This is a genomic window from Ideonella paludis, assembly GCF_018069865.1.
In the GTDB taxonomy this organism is placed as follows: Bacteria; Pseudomonadota; Gammaproteobacteria; order Burkholderiales; family Burkholderiaceae_C; genus Ideonella; species Ideonella paludis.
Map to the genome: position 1 here is coordinate 588296 of NZ_JAGQDG010000004.1, position 16335 is coordinate 604630.

The following is a 16335-nucleotide window of genomic DNA, read 5'->3' on the forward strand; positions in this document are numbered from 1 at the left end:
GTCAGGCCAGCAGCATCAAGGCCACGTCCAACTGCTCGGTGGGCATGCGCTTGAAGCCGGAGCGCGCATAGCGCTGCAGGCGGCCCATGATGAAGGCCGTGAGCGCCGAGGCCTGGCCATTGGCGTCGACGGTGGGGGTGGCCGAACCCTGGGCTTCAGCAGCGCCGCGCAAGCACTGGCGCAGTTGCGACTCGACCCGATCAAAGAACTGGTTCATGCGGGCGATCAGGCGTTCGTTCTCAAACACCAGCGCGTCACCCACCATCACCCGTGTCATGCCCGGATTCTTCTCACCAAATTGCAGCAACACATGGGTGATACGGCGCGCTTGTTGGTGAGCATCGGGCTCGCGTTCGCTGATCTGGTTGATGAGGGTGAAGATGCTGGACTCGATGAACTCGATCAGCCCTTCGAACATCTGCGCCTTGCTGGCGAAGTGGCGGTAGAGCGCAGCCTCACTGACAGAAAGCTTGGCCGCCAAAGCGGCGGTGGTGATGCGGTCTGCACCCGGTTGCTCCAACATCGAGGCCAGAGCCTGCAGGATCTGCACCCGGCGCTCACCCGGCTTAGGCCGCTTGCGCGCAGGCGCGGTGGCTTCTTCAGCGGGGCTGTGGTCTGCGGCGGGGGCCGGATCGGCAGGGTCAGGCAAATCGGACATCACAGCACCCGGTGCAACTGTTGGAGCTTGGAGATTCTTGCATAGACATAGGCTGGTTTGCGGTGCAGGTAAACACCGACCTCCGGGCCATGCGCATGGTGCTTGAGCCAGCGTTGCATCCACACCGTGCGCATACCCACCCGGTGAGCGGCCTTCTGGTGCAGCAGGGTATCTTCCACCAGGATGCAGGACCTCGGGTGAACCCCTAGACGCGCGGCTAACGCACGAAACATGCGGGCATCTGGCTTGGGCCGCAATTGGCCGAACATCTGCATTTGCTCAATGCCGATGATCTCGTCAAACAAACCATCCAGGCGCAGCGCCCGCAGCACGCGCCGAGCATAAGCCTGACCAGCGTTGGTGAGGATGATCTTGCGGCCCGGTAGGCGCCGCAGCGCTGCAGCGTCATGCACATGGGTCACCACCTCTTGTTCCAAGGTGGGAAAGCGATGCGTCTCATCCACAAAGTCGCGCACCGAGATGCCGTGGTGGCGGATCAGCCCCAGCAGGGTGGAGCCGTAGCGCGCCCAATAGTCGGCGCGCAGATGGTCGGCCTCAGCCCAGCTCACCTGCAAGCGCTCGGCGATGAAGGCATTCATCGCCCCGTCAAAATGCTTGAAGGCTGAGGCGCCCGCGTTGTGCAGCGTGTTGTCGAGGTCGAACAACCAAACCGGGCCGGGACGGCGAGCTGCCACGCTCAACGGGCCCGGATCATGGTGCCGTAGGCTTGGTCGGTGAGGATCTCCAAGAGCATGGCGTGCGGAACGCGCCCGTCGATGATGTGCACGGCGTTGACCCCGCTCTTGGCGGCATCCAAGGCGCCGGCGATCTTGGGCAGCATGCCGCCCGAGATGGTGCCATCCGCAAACAACTCATCAATGCGCTTGGCCGTCAGGTCGGTCAGCAGTTGACCTTGCTTGTCCAGCACGCCGGTGATGTTGGTCAGCATCAAAAGCTTTTCGGCCTTCAGCACCGTGGCCAGCTTGGCTGCCACCACATCCGCGTTGATGTTGTAGCTCTCATTGTTCTCACCAAAACCGATGGGGCTGATGACGGGAATAAAGGCATCGTCTTGCAGGGCCTTCACCACACTGGGGTCGATGCTGTCGATCTCGCCCACCTGACCCACATCATGCTCTTTGGTGGGGTCATCTTTGTCCAGCATCTTCAGCTTCTTGGCGCGGATCATGCCGCCATCGCGGCCAGTCAGGCCCACGGCCTTGCCGCCGGCGGCATTGATCAAGCCGACGATGTCCTGCTGCACTTCACCGCCCAGCACCCACTCCACCACTTCCATGGTTTCTTCGTCGGTGACGCGCATGCCTTGGATGAACGTGCCCTTCTTGCCCAGGCGGTTCAGCGCATCGTCAATCTGTGGCCCACCACCGTGCACCACCACCGGGTTCATGCCGACCAGCTTGAGCAAGACCACATCTTCCGCAAAGTCCTGCTGCAGTTCAGGGTCGGTCATGGCGTTGCCGCCATATTTGATGACCAGCGTCTTGCCGTGGAACTTGCGGATGTAGGGCAGCGCCTGGGCCAGGATCTCGGCCTTTTCGCGGGGCAGGATGTGGTCGATCGAGGTGGTGGCAGCAGTCATGGTGTCAAAAGGCTCGAAGTGGGGTTGATCGTCGCGTTGCCCCGAAGGCGTGGCAACATTGACGCCATTCTAGGAGCCTGTCTTCCTGCAGCCTGGCTGCAGCGTTGAAGGATGGAAAGGAATCTCTATGCACGACCTCACCGCTCTCACGCTCCGCCGCACCCTGGCCGCCCTGGCGCTCAGCGCCACCGCGTTGTGGGCGCAGGCCGCCGAAGGCGAGATCAAAAAGATCGACAAAGCTCAGGCCAAGGTCACTCTCAAGCATGGCGAAATCAAAAACCTCGACATGCCCCCGATGACCATGGCTTTTAAAGCCAAGCCTGCCCAATTGCTAGACGGCCTGAACGAAGGTGATCGCGTCAGCTTCACCGCAGACAAGGTGGATGGCCAGTACGTGGTCACACAAATCAAAAAGCTGCCCTGAGCAGCCTGAGCGCTAGAACGAAAAAAGGGGTCCCTCGCGGGACCCCTTCTTGCGTCCGGGGGCAGTGGTCTGCCCTCCAGCGCTCTCCTCAGCACATTACTTGCCGCAACCCTTCTTCTTGATGCGGTCATAGGCAGCCTTGGCTTGGACCAGACCGAAGCCAAACGATGTGTCGCGGCCAGGTGTACCCAGATCCAAGGCGCTCTTGTTCAGAGACGCACGGATTTGCTCGCCGGTGCAAGTGGGGTAATGGCTCCAGATCATCGCAGCGACGGCAGCCACGTGCGGGGTGGCCATCGAGGTGCCGTCGAACTCAGCGTAGTTAGAGGCCGTGACTGTCACCGTGGCCGACTGACCCAGCTGAGTCAACATGGCAGCGCCTTCAGTGTCCGAAGCCGTCACCGATTGAATGGTGGTTGCTGTGCCACCCAAGGTGCCACCGAAGCCACCCGCGATGTTGTTGTAGACGATCGCGCCCACGCCACCGCTGTTCTGGCAGTTCAGCACCTTCTCAGAGAAGGCGATTTCGCCACGCTGGATCAAGCAAACCTTGCCAGCCATGGCCGTATCCACCACCTTACCCAAGCCGAAATTGGCCAGAGGAGCGGTCACCGTGCCGTTGGGCGAGCCTGCCATGCCGCCGGGGGCATAAGCCGTGGCACCGACCGTCAATGCGGAATTGGTGCCCGTACCCATCGGAACGGTCGACAACACGGCCACGGCCGGGCCGGCGATTTCCACGTCCTTGTTGCGCTGAGATGCGGCGTACAGCGCCTTGTTCATGTCCACGCCACCGACGGACACCACCGACTTGTAGCCAGCGGGGTAAGAAGTCTTGGTGTTGCCACCATTGCCAGCGGCTGCGATGCTCAAGATGCCAGCGGCTTGCAGGTCAGCAAAGGTCTTGCTTTCCAGCGGGTTGTTCAGCGAGCCACCCAAGGACATGCTGATGATGTTGGCACCTGCTGCCTGGCACTTCTTGGCGGCATTGGAGAGGGTCGAAGAATAGGCCCAGCCGTCTGCGCCAAACACCTTGACGATGTGCAGCTTCAGCTTCTTGTTGGGGTTCACGCCCACCACGCCCACGCCGCTGTTGTTGACGGCGGCGATGGTGCCGGCCACGTGCGTGCCGTGGCTGTTCTCGTCGGTGTACCACCAGCCGGTGCCGGTGTCGAACTCGCCCGTCACGTCGTTGCCGGCCAAGTCTTCGTGGCTGTTGTCAAAGCCGGAGTCAATGATGCACAGCTTGCGGTTGGCAGCATTGGCATCCAGGTTAGGCACCAGGTCCGCCTGCACCAGCTTGATGCCGTACGGGGTCTGCTGACCAGTCATGTAAGGAGGGCCTGAAGGTGTGCTGGTGGACAGGGCATAGCGGGGTGCGTCGATCGACACATCCGCAATAGCAGCATGGCCACGCAAGGATGCCAGTGCCTTGGTCGGCACTTCAGCGGCCACGGAGCCACCACCGATCATCTCCAGCTTGACCTTGCCACCCAGCATGGCCAAAGCCTTGCGAGCTGCAGCTTCGGCTTGCGCCTCAGACTTGAACTCCACGATGACGCGGGTGGTGTCGGCGGCTTGGGCCATGCCCATGGTCGCCAGGGCCAGGCCCAATGCTGCGGAAATGCGGGTGAACCGCAGGGTCGACTTGATCGTCATTCAGCTTCTCCAGCTACAACAAAGTTTGATATGCACCGAGGGTCCGGTTCTCTGCGCTGCGCGGCAAGACCACGCCGCTGAACACCGCCCTGGATGAACAAGCCGCGAGTGTCATGGTCGCCTCGATGGACGTCAACGCCACTCCCCATGATCAAGGGGTCGGCCAGGGTGCCTAAAGGCGTGAATTAGTCGCACATCGGGGGAAAACACCGAGCCGCGAGCATCCCGCCGGGCTGGGGTGTATCCCTTGTGAAGAGAGGGTTGGTAGGCCGTATAGGACTTGAACCTATGACCAAAGGATTATGAGTCGAAATCAAAGCCTTGCGGCAGTCAGAAGTCTAACGCTAAGCGTTTGATTTGTATATGTTTTTTCTTACCGCAATTGACTGGAGGTTGCCTGATTTTCGGCCTTCACTGTGCCAGTTTTGTGCCAGTTCCGAAGGTTGTTGAGCCCGTGAGGAAGGGGCAGTAAAGCCGATTCAAGTCGCAGCAACTCAGCATTGTCTGTTCGCCGCGGCCTGGAGCCCGTAGATGGCATCGTGTTGGCTGACGTCAATGCTCAGCTAGCATTGAGAAATGGCACTACAAGAACTCCTCACCGTGATAACGCTGATGGCAGTCATCGCGACTCTCTGGCGCTTCTTTCTCCTAGTCAAACCTCTGTCAGAACATCAAAGGTTTACGCTGAATCACGCGAGCAAGCGAGTCCCCCTCGCCGCAGCCTTGCTGCGAAAGGGCAGTACAACCCGCCACGAGTATCGCCAAGTGCTGATCGCAATCGCCAGAACTGGCCACTGCAAGTAGGGGAACCGTCCGCGACGTGCAAGGGGTCAGCCCGGTACGATGGTCAACGAGAGATCGTTGAAGACCAGCCCTGCTCCAGTTGCCTGCGCATCTGCGCGCTCTCCGCCTCCAGGCTGTCTTTGGGCAGTTGCTTTAAGCACTCTGCGAGCTCTTGCGGGCTCATGGGCGGCGGGGGCGCTTGATGGCCTCTGGCTTGCGCTGCCTGTCCGTCCCAGGCAAAGGGGTTGCTGAAGCGCGGTGCGTCGGGTTGGCAGTCGTTCTTGTACAGCGGCGGGCCGTCTGTCTCAAAGGGCTGGAAGGACACCGTTCTTTGAAACACCAGGGGTTTGCCAGTGGGCGTGGGCGGCAGGGGCGGCATTTGCTGAATCGCTTGCCGTGCCAGTTGCTCGGCCTTGGCGGATGTGCTCCACAAGGTGTCCAGCCTGGCCAGGCTGCCATCCGGTGCAATCTCCACCTCAAAGCGCACCGCGCCTTGGTCTGGCCCCTCCACGGCCGTGCCCATCAGGCTGCGCACATGCTGGCCCCAAGTATGACGATAGCGTTTGCTGTTCTTTAAGGTGTATTGCCCGGCCAGGGCCCATTCTTCAGCGCTGGGCGTGGCGGGGGCGGCCAGCGTAGCCGGCGCTTTCTTCGGGGGATCGGTCGGCGCGATGGGCGCGGGCTTGGTGGGGAGCGGGGGCGCTGCCTTGGGCGGCTTGGCCTGATGCTTTGGCGGCGGCGGGGTCAGCGGCGGCTCAGGGGGCGGTGTGGGCGAGGCCGCCGGCAGGATCATCACGACCTCCTGCTTGGCCACGGGAGGTGGCACCCGCACAGCCAAGCGGTCGGCGCTGATGCCCCACAAGCCCCACGCATGAACCGCCACCAGAAGCGCGGCCAGCAAGAGGCGAAGAGGACGGGGGCTCGGCATGTCAGGAGATCAGCGTTTGACTCATCATTCTAACAATCATTAGAATGATTGCATGGAAAAGCGCGAACTCAAAGACCTGTTGTACGAACAAGTCGCCCGCATCGGCAAAGCTGTGGCCAGCCCGAAGCGGCTGGAGCTGCTGGAGCTGCTGGCTCAGGGTGAGAAGTCTGTTGAAGTCTTGGCACAGGAGCTGTCTGTGGACATCAAGCTGGCCAGCGCACACCTCAAGGCATTGAGGGAAGCGCGCTTGGTGAGCGCTCGCAAGGAGGGCAAGTATGTGGTCTATCGGCTCTCAGGGGGGGACGTCGCGGGCCTGTGGGTCACCTTGAGAGAAGTGGCCGAGTCGCATCTTCTGGAGCTACGCATGGCCTTGAATCAGATGGTGGCTGAGCCCGGCACCTTGACCCAGCTCGATCGTCAAACCTTGATGTCTCGTGCAAAGCGTGGCGAAGTGGTGGTGATCGATGTGCGCCCCACAGAAGAGTATGAGCTTGCTCACCTGCCTTTTGCGCGCTCTATGCCGGTGGACGAAATCACCAGCCGGCTCGCTGAGCTCCCCAAGAACAAAGACATCGTCGCCTATTGCCGTGGACCCTTCTGCCTGTTTTCGCAAGAGGCCTATCAGTTGTTGAGTGCCAAGGGCTATCGCATCCACAAACTGTTGGATGGCGTGTCTGAGTGGCAAGCGGCGGGCATGCCGCTGGCTCAGACGCACTGAACTGCCCACATCACCAAAGACGTCCCCAAAGAGGCCCTTCATGTTCTTCAAGCAACTTGCGGCCCGTGAGGCCTCCTTGTCCTATTTCTTCGGCTGTGCGGGCTTGGGCAAGGCCGTCGCGGTCGATGTGCTGGCAGGTGATGAAGATTGGTTCATCGCTCAGGCGCAACAGGCGGGCGTGGCAATCACCCATGTGATTGACACGCATGTGCATGCAGACCAATACAGCGGTGGTCGAGCGCTGGCGCGTAGGACATCGGCGCACTACTGCTTGCACGAATCGGCACGAGACATCGTTGCCTTTGACTTTGAGCCGCTCCGAGACGGCCAGAGATTAGATGTCGGCAACGTCAAGATCGAAGTGCTCCGCACCCCAGGTCATACGTTGGACAGCATGTGCCTGCTTGTCAAGGACGCTCGTCGCGGAGACGCGCCTTGGTTTGTCGTCACAGGGGACACCTTGTTTGTGGGTGCTGTTGGCAGACCGGATCTGGCGGGGCGAGAACGCGACATGGCAGGCTTGCTATGGGATAGCCTGCAAAACAAGCTGTTGACATTGCCCAGCGAAGTTGAGGTTTATCCAGGGCATCAAGCGGGCAGTGCCTGTGGCGCAGGGCTGTCTGGAAAGCCTGCCTCCACCATTGGGTTCGAAAGACGCTGGAACAGTGCCCTCAACATGGATAGGAGCAGCTTTGTCGAACAGCTCGTGGCCAGCATAGGACCGCGGCCTTCGGACATGGACGCCATAGTGGCTGCGAACACCTCTGCCTGATGCACTCGCCACCATCAACAGCAGTGCTGCTTCGAGGCATCTCGGCCAACCGTGCCCAGTTTGGACATTGGTTGCTGCAGGTGCTACTGGTAGGTCTCACGCTTGGTATGACCCGCACCGTGGTGCCCGCTGTGGCAGAGGCCGAGTTCGGGGTGCCGAAAAACTCGTTTCTGCTCCTCAGCACCTTGGTGATGGCCTTTGGCGTGGTCAAGGCCATCATGAACTTTGTGGCGGGGCGGCTTTCTGAGCGAGTTGGCAGACGGCGAGTTTTGCTGCTGGGGTGGTGGTTTGCCTTGCCCATTCCGCTGATCCTGGGCTTGGCGCCCAGTTGGGCGTGGGTGGTCGCAGCCATCGCTCTGCTTGGCGTTAACCAAGGCCTGACATGGTCCATGACGCAAACCGCCAAGCTGGACATCACTCAGCCCAGCGAGCGTGGTTTAACGCTGGGGCTCAATGAATTTGCGGGATATGTGGGTGTGGCCTCGGCAGGACTGTTGACGGCTTGGATGGCCACGCTCTGGGGTGCACGGGAAGGTCTGATGGTCTTTGGCATCGGGGTCACCTTGGCTGCTCTTTGGCTTTCAACCCTTTATGTGCAAGACACCTTATCTTGGGCACGAGTGACACCACCTGCACTGAGTCCGCAAGACAGCACTAATCCGTCGCCAGAGCCTCCCAACACCTGGGAGGTGTTCACGCTGATGAGTTGGCGGGATGCCCGTTTGCTGGCGCTATGCCAAGCCGGCTTGGTCGAGAAATTCGTTGATGCGCTGGTGTGGATCGTCTATCCCATTTATCTCCTGAAGCAAGGCTTGAGCCTGCCCGAGGCCAGCGCTGTGATTGGCGTCTATGGCATGGTTTGGGGGGTGTCGCAGTTGTTCACCGGCCGGTGGTCAGACCGCTTGGGGCGCCATCGGCTGAATGTGGGCGGCATGTGGCTGTGCGGCACAGGCGTGGCCATGATGGTGATGATGAACAGCTCGGGAGGATGGATGCTCTCGGCGGCGTTGACCGGTTTTGGCATGGCCATGCTCTACCCCAACTTGTCTGCAGCTGTGGCGGACATTGCACCGCCACTGTGGCGAGGCTCAGCCATCGGTATTTACCGCTTTTGGCGCGACCTCGGCTACGCCTTGGGTGCTCTGGGCCTGGGCTTGTCGGCTCACTTTGCTGGGCAGTTGGAGTCCGCTTTTTGGTTTGTAGCGCTGTCCATGGGGGTGTCGGGAGCGTGGCTGGCGTGGAAGGGGCAGGAGACCCATCCGAGTTTGGTCGCGCCAGTGCGGGAGACCCAAAATCCTGCCAACCTCGCCACACAAGGGCAGACGCCGAAGCGTGGAACAAGGCTGCCCCCATGAAGCCAGAGCAACTGATCTTGGCGCACGAGCCGCTGTTGCGCATGGCCGTTTTCTGCGCTGTATTCGCAGTGGTGGCTTGTTGGGAGCAACTCTCGCCACGCCGGGTGCTGAGGCTCAGTCGCCAGCAACGCTGGGTCGCCAACCTGAGCATCGTGCTGCTCAACACCTTGGTCGTGCGTGGGGTGTTTCCAATGGCGGCGGTCGGCCTCGCGGCACTGGGCGTTGACCGCGGCTGGGGGCTGCTGAACAACTTTTCAGTGCCGACGTGGCTCGCCATACCGCTGGCGGTCGTGGCCATGGACTTCGCCATCTGGTTTCAGCATGTGATGGTGTATGCGGTGCCCGCACTTTGGCGGCTCCATCGCGTGCACCATGCAGATCTTGATATCGACCTGACCACCGGAGCGCGCTTCCATCCGTTAGAGATCCTGCTGTCTATGACCTTCAAGTTCGCCACCATCACGGTGCTGGGTGCACCCGTACTGGCTGTGGTGATCTTCGAGATCGTGCTCAGCAGCTGCGCCATGTTCAATCACGGCAATATCCGCCTGCCTGCAGCGCTAGACCAAGCATTGCGATGGGTCGTGGTCACGCCCGACATGCATCGGGTGCATCACTCAATAGAGGCCGACGAGTGCAACACCAACTTCGGATTCAACCTGGCCTCGTGGGACCGTCTCTTTGGCACCTACCGAGAGCAGGCGCGGGCCGGGCAGATTGCGATGACCACCGGCATCCAAGGACACACGGAACCGAGAGAAGTGGCAAACCTACCGGGTCTACTGCTCATGCCCTTCAGAAAAGGTGTCCGTAACGGCGAAATCAATCGCACTACCACTGATGGCCCAATCTCGCGAGAAACACCACCGCAATGAGGCAGAAAGTGTCGGCGACCTGACTTCAGAGTCTTGGGAGGCGAAGCTGAAATGCTTGTCAAACATCCTCCCGTCAATCACGGTGATTTATTGACCTGCCGTCCCCGGGCTGTTCCCTCGACAAACTAGCGTTAGAGGCTTGCGCTGTGAGCGCGAGCCACCGCCACCATCGCCGCCACGCACAGCCAAGCGGCCAAGCCAGACGCCATCTTGGTACGCAGCGTCGGTGCGCGCTTGAGCGCCAATGATCCCAACACCACATAAGCCACCAGGAGCATCAGTTTGACACCCAACCAGGTGTCTCGTAGAGGGTTCAGTTGCAGCAAAGTCCACAGGGTCACGCCTGCGCATAACAACAACACGTCGACGCCCACACTCAGGTGACGCACTCGCGGGTGCATGGGCCAAGTCGCCCGTGTCCAGGTGGCGATCAGCCGCACACTGAAGAGGCCAATGCTGAGTGATACGCACCACAGGTGCAAAGTCTTGATGGCCGGATAGGCGCTCACCAGCGCGCTCCAAAATTCACTATTGGCCATGTGTCTCACAGGCTTTCATTCCCAGGCGCCGCGCTAGCTTGTGAAGATTGCTGGCATCCATCTGCAAGGAGCGGGCAGCCCGGGACCAATTGCCGCCGGATTGGCTCAAGGCGAGCTCAATGCTCTGCCGCTGGGCTGCTCGGCTGGCTTGTCTCGGAGAACGCGGGATTTCAGCGCCAGGTGTCGATGCGGTGACCTGAGATATGCCAGGACTGGTCGTGTCGGTGGGCGCAAGCCCAAGGCTTTCGGGATGAATGACGGCGATGCCATGGCCATCCTGGGCCACCTGGGCTGCGCGCAGGGCGGCGCGGCCCAGCACATGCTCCAGCTCTCTCACATTGCCCGGCCAATCATGGGCCAGCAGCGCGCACTCAGCCTCATCGCTGAGCCGAAGGCCGCGGAGCCCTAAGCGCGCGCGGTTGACCTCCAAGAAGCGACCCGCTAGGGGCAAGATGTCGTCGTGACGGTTTCTGAGCGGCGGGATCAGCAAGGGATAGACCGTCAGTCGGTGATACAGGTCAGCCCGGAAGGAGCCTTCTTTGACGGCTGTTTGCAAATTGCGGTTGGTTGCGGCCACGAAACGGACATCCACCTTGCGAACCTTGTCCGAACCCAAGCGCTGAATCTCCCGGTTTTGTAGCGTCCGCAGCAGCTTGGCTTGAAGACTGAGGGGCAGCTCGCCCACTTCATCCAAGAACAAAGTGCCCCCCTGCGCGGCTTCGATGCGACCTGTCCGCTCGGTGGTCGCACCGGAGAATGCGCCTTTAGCATGACCAAAAAGCTCACTCTCCGCCAAGCTTTCGGGCAGCGCTGCGCAGTTCACCATGACCAAAGGCTGACCATGGCGCGGCGATAGCCGATGCAGACGGCGTGCCAGCAGTTCCTTGCCCACCCCCGTTTCTCCCAGCAACAGCACGGTCAACTCGCTCTGAGCCACCACCTTGCTTTCGTCCAGAAGGCGTCGCATGGCGTCGGAATGAGCCACGATCTCGATGTCATCGTGACCGGGGTCGGGCAACACGATTTGATCTTCTCTGCTGCGCATGACTCGGGCGTGGCTGTGCCGCAGGTCTTGTACTTCGCGCTCCAAACGCGTCAAGCGGATAGAAGCTTCTAAAAGGGGAACCAGCTCAGCCAGCCGGCTGCGGTCGTGGCGGGTTAGCCGGCCACGGGTAAGGCCATCAAGCGTCAACACGCCCCACGGGCGGCCTTCTTGCTGCAGGCGAATGCCCATGCAGTCATGCACTGCGAGAGCCTGCCCTTTGAGTCCTTCAATCAAGCCATCGTAAGGGTCTGGAAGCCGACTGTCAGCGTCAAAGGTCACCACCTCTCGGCTGGCCATCAGTGCGGCCAAGCGTGGTTGCTCCGCCAGCGGAAAGCGCCGCCCTAAGGCGTCTCGTGTCAAGCCCACAGCCGCCAAGGGTCGCAAGCAATCCACGGCGCCGGGCTCCAGCGCCAACAAGGCGACGGCATCGCAGCCAAAGCCCGCACGCAAGCTGGCCACCATCCGCTGCAAGCGCACACCTGAAGGCAGGCCGACCGCCAAGTCATTCAACAAGCTGGTTTGAATCATGGTCATTTTTACCCACAAGGGTCATTCTGACCTCAATCACTCGGGTCACTTTGACCCAAATCAGCGCTAAGTGTTTGAAGACCCTGTCCGGTCAGGCTGGCACGGTGCATGCGTAGAGCAGATTCACTCTTTTCCCACTTTGGAGATTGCACATGACCACCCCTCAGTTCCTCGACCGCTCCTTGGGCGACCTGGCCCGCAGCATCCCTGGCGCCACGGCCGTGTTTCACCAACACGATCTTGATTTCTGTTGCGGTGGTAAGAAAACGCTGCGCGACGCTTTGGCTCCCCTAGCCCTGGATCCCGAAATCGTGACCTTGGCGCTCACACAATTACTTGACCAGCCCGGCGCGATAGAGCGTGACTGGCGCGACGCCACTGCGCCCGAATTGATTGCGCACCTTCTGGAGCGGTACCACGAGCGTCATCGTCAGCAACTGCCTGAACTGATCCGCCTTTCTCGCAGGGTAGAGACCGTCCATGGTGACCGTCCCGAATGCCCCCATGGCTTGGCCAGTCACTTGGAGACCATGCTCCAAGAGTTGGAAAGTCATATGCAAAAGGAAGAGCAGATTCTGTTTCCACTCTTGCAGAAGGGCGTGCCGCCGCAGGGGCTGCCTCCTGTGGCCATGATGCGCTTCGAGCATGATCAACATGGCGAAGCTCTGGCCCGCATGGTGGCTTTGGCCCATGGCTTGGTGCAACCACGCGGCGCGTGCAACACCTGGCGGGCCTTGCTGACGGGCCTCGTGACCCTGAAACAAGACCTAATGCAGCACATCCACCTCGAAAACAATGTCTTGTTCGAGGGGCTGAATCAGACAGCCGAGGCACCAGCCAGTGCCTGCGCCTGCACGGCGCACGCCCAAGCAGCATGACAAACCTCATGGGGTCTGGGCGCAAGCCCTTTCCCCTCTGCCCGCCACATCCTGAGCGCCTCTGCTGGGGCTGCGACCTCTACTGCCCAGCGGGGCAGCTGAGGTGCGGCAATGGCTCGGAGCGAACTCAGCACCCCATTGAATCCTTTGGCCCTGACTGGGCCAGTTGGGGCTTAGCTCCCTCGGGCAATGGGCCTGCCAGTGGCCAGATCGATCACACCTGCTCCGCCAAGGGATAGAGTTCCTGGTTCTCGCGACGAACTCTTTCGTGCAAAGCCTGAAAGACGGTATTGGCATCAGCCTTGAAGGCATCTTGGTTGTCAACAATCAGCTTGCCATAGGCCCACTTCTGGGTGAAGGCGCCATAGACCTTGGCCAAGTCGCCCATCTCTGACTGAAATTGTCGGGCGGTCTCGGCGGGTGCTGAGGCTGACTGCCGCATCAGGGCGGGGTAAAGCACCGCGTCTTCTGCGTTGAGATGCAGCTTGATCTTGGCGCTGAGCTGATGCAGGTGCTCCACGATACGGTCAGCGTTTTGCGCCAAGCCCTGCTGCACCAGCAGGCGAAGGTCGGCAATACCTTTGGCAATCACTTGATGATCGGCTTTGAAGCGTGAGATGTCCATGGGGCGCCTTTCAAATTGAAGAACGGTGTGATCGGCTGAACCTTTGTCAGCTTGAGGCTGCGGACCCCGGAGTAGTTCTTCAGAACTATGTCCGTCAAGACACCATCGTTCTAACGCATCAGCCACCCTGACGCTTAGCGGTATGGTGATCGGACAGTGGATTCGCGACAGTAGGGGTGTTCTTCAAGAGACACACCATGTCCACTTCCACTCCGCTTCCTCCCAAGGCCTGGTCGGTGCTGATCGTCAGCACCCTGGCCTTCACCGTCTGCTTCATGGTCTGGATGATGTTCGGCGTCATCGGCATTCCGCTGAAGAAGACGCTGGGCCTGAATGCCACCGAGTTCGGCCTGCTCACCGCCACGCCCGTGTTGACGGGCTCACTCATCCGCGTGCCCTTGGGCATCTGGACCGATAAGTACGGCGGACGCATTGTGATGGCCGTATTGATGGCGGCCACCATCCCCGCCATTTGGATGATGAGCTACGCCACCCAGTATTGGCAGTTCCTAGTGATCGGCCTGTTTGTGGGCTTGGCCGGGGGAAGCTTCTCGGTGGGCACGCCTTATGTGGCTCGCTGGTTTCCTAAAAACAGGCAGGGCATGGCCATGGGGGTTTATGGCGCGGGCAACTCGGGCTCGGCGGTCAACAAGTTTGTCGCCCCGGCCTTGCTGGTGGCCTTTGGCTGGACCGCCGTGCCGCAGGTCTATGCGGCCGTGATGCTGGGCACGTTGCTGGTTTTTTGGTTTGGTAGCGCCAGTGACCCATCGCACTTGGTTACCTCTAAGGCCAGCTTTGGTGAGCAGCTCAAGGCGCTGAAGGACCCCAAGGTGCTGAAGTACTGCCAGTACTACAGCATTGTGTTTGGCGGCTATGTGGCGCTGGCCCTGTGGATGGTGCAGTACTACGTGGGCGAGTATGGCCTGGACATCCGCTATGCCGCTTTGCTGGCGGCCTGCTTCTCGCTGCCCGGTGGGGTGCTGCGCGCCATTGGCGGTGTGTTGTCAGACAAGTTTGGCGCCCACAGCGTGACCTGGTGGGTGATGTGGGTGAGCTGGGTCTGCCTGTTCTTGCTGAGCTATCCGCAGACCGACTTCACCATCCTCACCGTCAACGGGCCGCAGACCTTTCACATCGGCCTGAATGTTTATGCCTTCACTGCCTTGATGTTCATCTTGGGCATCGCCTGGGCCTTCGGCAAAGCCAGCGTCTTCAAGTACATCAGCGACGACTACCCGCAGAACATCGGCGCCATCAGCGGCATCGTGGGCTTGGCGGGTGGCCTGGGTGGCTTTGTGTTGCCCATCTTGTTTGGCGTGCTGATGGACCTGACCGGCATCCGCTCCAGCGCTTTCATGCTGCTCTATGGCGTGGTCTGGGTCTCGCTCATCTGGATGTACTGGACGGAAGTCCGCCGCACCGAGGTGATGGGCGCCAAAGCCCCTGAAGCCCCGTTTTCGCGGTCGTTCGCGCGCTAACGCGCTTTCTCTCCTTCTCTACGCGCGTTCGACCGCACCTCTCTCTTTCTTCATAGGAGCCCCTCATGGCATCCGTCATTGCTCACTGGAACCCGGAGGACAAAAGCCTCTGGGACCGCAGCGGCCACAGCGTGGCCACCCGCAACCTCTGGCTCTCCATCCCGGCCTTGACCCTGGCCTTCGCGGTCTGGATGGTTTGGTCGGTGGTGGTGGTCAACCTGCCCAATGTGGGCTTCAAGTACAGCACCAACCAGCTCTTCTGGCTGGCGGCCTTGCCCGCGCTGTGCGGTGCCACGCTGCGCATCTTTTACTCGTTTGCCGTGCCCATATTTGGCGGCCGCCGGTGGACAGCTTTGTCCACCGCCAGTCTGCTGCTGCCGGCCCTGGGCATTGGCTTTGCGGTGCAAGACCCCAACACCTCTTATGAGGTGATGGTGCTGCTGGCCTTGCTGTGCGGCCTAGGCGGCGGCAACTTTGCCAGCTCCATGGCCAACATTAGCTTCTTCTACCCCAAGGCGCAAAAGGGCTATGCCTTGGGCATGAACGCGGGCCTGGGTAACTTGGGCGTATCGCTGGTGCAATTCGTGGTGCCCTTGGTCATCACCGCCGGGGTGTTTGGGGCGCTGGGCGGCGAGCCTGCGCAGAGCGCCAAAGGCCCGCTGTGGTTGCAAAACGCGGGCTTCATCTGGGTGCCTTTCATTGCGCTGTCTGCATTGGCAGCGTGGTTTGGCATGAACGATCTGGCCGAGGCCAAGGCCTCATTTGCCGACCAGGCGGTGATCTTCAAGCGCAAGCACAACTGGCTGATGTGCTGGCTCTACCTGGGCACCTTCGGCAGCTTCATCGGCTACTCGGCCGGCTTCCCGCTGCTGATCAAAAGCCAGTTCCCCGGCATCAATGCGCTGCAGTACGCCTGGCTGGGCCCGCTGGTCGGGGCACTGTCGCGGCCCCTGGGTGGCTGGCTCTCTGACAAGTTGGGCGGGGCACGCGTGACCTTCTGGAATTTTGTGGCCATGGCCCTGGGCGTGCTGGCCGTGCTGCACTACCTGCCACAGGCCGGCCAGGGTGGCGACTTCATGGGCTTTCTGGTGGCGTTTATGGCCTTGTTCGCCTTCGCGGGGATTGGCAATGGCAGCACCTTTCGCATGATCCCGGTCATCTTTTTAACCGAGCGCCAGCGCGCCGCCGGGCCCAGCCCTGCCGCCCGCGAACAAGCGGTGAAGGACGCCAACAAAGAGGCGGCTGCGGTGCTGGGCTTTAGCTCCGCCATCGGTGCCTATGGCGGCTTTTTCATCCCCAAGAGCTACGGCACCTCCATCGCCCTGACGGGCGGCCCCGACGGTGCGCTCTATGCCTTCATCGTGTTCTACCTCAGCTGCATGGCCATCACCTGGTGGTGCTACAGCCGCAAGAACGCCCCCATGCCTTGCTGACCTCAAAGGTTTGACATGTCCCATTTTCTCGATCGAC

At 60.8% G+C, this 16335-nt stretch carries 17 protein-coding genes; 9 read left to right on the forward strand and 8 right to left on the reverse strand.

Annotated features, from left to right (window positions below):
• Position 1: 1 nt before the first annotated feature.
• Genes slmA through argB form a run of 3 tightly spaced genes read right to left on the reverse strand, consistent with a single transcriptional unit; the run spans position 2 to position 2258 of the window.
• Positions 2-658: a nucleoid occlusion factor SlmA gene (gene slmA, locus KAK11_RS13130; protein ID WP_210809584.1), complete on the reverse strand. Its 657-nt coding sequence runs from the start codon at positions 656-658 to the stop codon at positions 2-4.
• Entirely contained in the window at positions 658-1353 is a 696-nt protein-coding gene (locus tag KAK11_RS13135; protein ID WP_310737799.1) for a pyrimidine 5'-nucleotidase, read from the reverse strand. The genes slmA and KAK11_RS13135 overlap by 1 nt, the downstream gene beginning before the upstream one ends.
• A gap of 2 nt (positions 1354-1355) precedes the next feature.
• Positions 1356-2258, reverse strand: a complete 903-nt coding sequence (argB, locus tag KAK11_RS13140; protein ID WP_210809587.1) for an acetylglutamate kinase — start codon at positions 2256-2258, stop codon at positions 1356-1358.
• A gap of 127 nt (positions 2259-2385) precedes the next feature.
• On the opposite strand from argB, the gene KAK11_RS13145 reads away from it, so the two are divergent.
• Entirely contained in the window at positions 2386-2682 is a 297-nt protein-coding gene (locus KAK11_RS13145) for a copper-binding protein (RefSeq protein ID WP_210809588.1), read from the forward strand.
• 96 nt (positions 2683-2778) lie between these two features.
• Here the strand turns inward: KAK11_RS13145 and KAK11_RS13150 are convergent, their stop codons facing one another.
• Together KAK11_RS13150 and KAK11_RS13155 are read right to left on the reverse strand one after the other, a co-directional pair.
• Complete coding sequence (locus KAK11_RS13150) at positions 2779-4341, reverse strand: S8 family serine peptidase (RefSeq protein ID WP_246498865.1); 1563 nt, start codon at positions 4339-4341, stop codon at positions 2779-2781.
• Between the two features lie 847 nt (positions 4342-5188).
• Entirely contained in the window at positions 5189-6052 is an 864-nt protein-coding gene (locus KAK11_RS13155; RefSeq protein WP_210809589.1) for an energy transducer TonB family protein, read from the reverse strand.
• A 52-nt stretch (positions 6053-6104) separates the two neighbouring features.
• Here KAK11_RS13155 and KAK11_RS13160 point away from each other — a divergent pair, with 52 nt between their 5' ends.
• Genes KAK11_RS13160 through KAK11_RS13175 form a run of 4 tightly spaced genes read left to right on the forward strand, consistent with a single transcriptional unit; the run spans position 6105 to position 9772 of the window.
• On the forward strand, positions 6105-6770 hold the full coding sequence (locus KAK11_RS13160; RefSeq protein WP_210809590.1) for an ArsR/SmtB family transcription factor: 666 nt from the start codon (positions 6105-6107) through the stop codon (positions 6768-6770).
• Between the two features lie 40 nt (positions 6771-6810).
• Positions 6811-7542, forward strand: coding sequence for an MBL fold metallo-hydrolase (locus KAK11_RS13165; RefSeq protein WP_210809591.1), 732 nt, complete (start codon positions 6811-6813; stop codon positions 7540-7542).
• A complete protein-coding gene (locus tag KAK11_RS13170) occupies positions 7542-8897 on the forward strand; it encodes an MFS transporter (protein WP_210809592.1) in 1356 nt (451 codons plus the stop codon). The genes KAK11_RS13165 and KAK11_RS13170 overlap by 1 nt, the downstream gene beginning before the upstream one ends.
• The gene (locus KAK11_RS13175; RefSeq protein WP_210809593.1) at positions 8894-9772 is read left to right on the forward strand and encodes a sterol desaturase family protein; all 879 of its coding nucleotides are present in this window, start codon (positions 8894-8896) and stop codon (positions 9770-9772) included. Before KAK11_RS13170 ends, KAK11_RS13175 begins: the two co-directional genes overlap by 4 nt.
• Before the next feature lie 131 nt (positions 9773-9903).
• Here the strand turns inward: KAK11_RS13175 and KAK11_RS13180 are convergent, their stop codons facing one another.
• Complete coding sequence (locus KAK11_RS13180; protein ID WP_310737800.1) at positions 9904-10281, reverse strand: SirB2 family protein; 378 nt, start codon at positions 10279-10281, stop codon at positions 9904-9906.
• Between the two features lie 19 nt (positions 10282-10300).
• Positions 10301-11890 (reverse strand): nitric oxide reductase transcriptional regulator NorR, encoded by a 1590-nt coding sequence (gene norR, locus KAK11_RS13185; RefSeq protein ID WP_310737801.1) that lies wholly within the window; start codon positions 11888-11890, stop codon positions 10301-10303.
• A gap of 146 nt (positions 11891-12036) precedes the next feature.
• On the opposite strand from norR, the gene ytfE reads away from it, so the two are divergent.
• A complete protein-coding gene (ytfE, locus tag KAK11_RS13190) occupies positions 12037-12762 on the forward strand; it encodes an iron-sulfur cluster repair protein YtfE (RefSeq protein WP_210809595.1) in 726 nt (241 codons plus the stop codon).
• A gap of 8 nt (positions 12763-12770) precedes the next feature.
• Positions 12771-13001, forward strand: coding sequence for a DUF3079 domain-containing protein (locus tag KAK11_RS13195; RefSeq protein ID WP_210809642.1), 231 nt, complete (start codon positions 12771-12773; stop codon positions 12999-13001).
• Here the strand turns inward: KAK11_RS13195 and KAK11_RS13200 are convergent.
• The gene (locus tag KAK11_RS13200; RefSeq protein WP_210809597.1) at positions 12977-13387 is read right to left on the reverse strand and encodes a hemerythrin domain-containing protein; all 411 of its coding nucleotides are present in this window, start codon (positions 13385-13387) and stop codon (positions 12977-12979) included. The genes KAK11_RS13195 and KAK11_RS13200 overlap by 25 nt on opposite strands.
• 197 nt (positions 13388-13584) lie before the next feature.
• Here KAK11_RS13200 and KAK11_RS13205 point away from each other — a divergent pair, with 197 nt between their 5' ends.
• Together KAK11_RS13205 and KAK11_RS13210 are read left to right on the forward strand one after the other, a co-directional pair.
• Positions 13585-14865, forward strand: coding sequence for an MFS transporter (locus KAK11_RS13205; RefSeq protein WP_210809598.1), 1281 nt, complete (start codon positions 13585-13587; stop codon positions 14863-14865).
• Positions 14866-14930: 65 nt separating this feature from the next.
• The gene (locus KAK11_RS13210; protein WP_210809599.1) at positions 14931-16298 is read left to right on the forward strand and encodes a NarK family nitrate/nitrite MFS transporter; all 1368 of its coding nucleotides are present in this window, start codon (positions 14931-14933) and stop codon (positions 16296-16298) included.
• Positions 16299-16335: the final 37 nt, after the last annotated feature.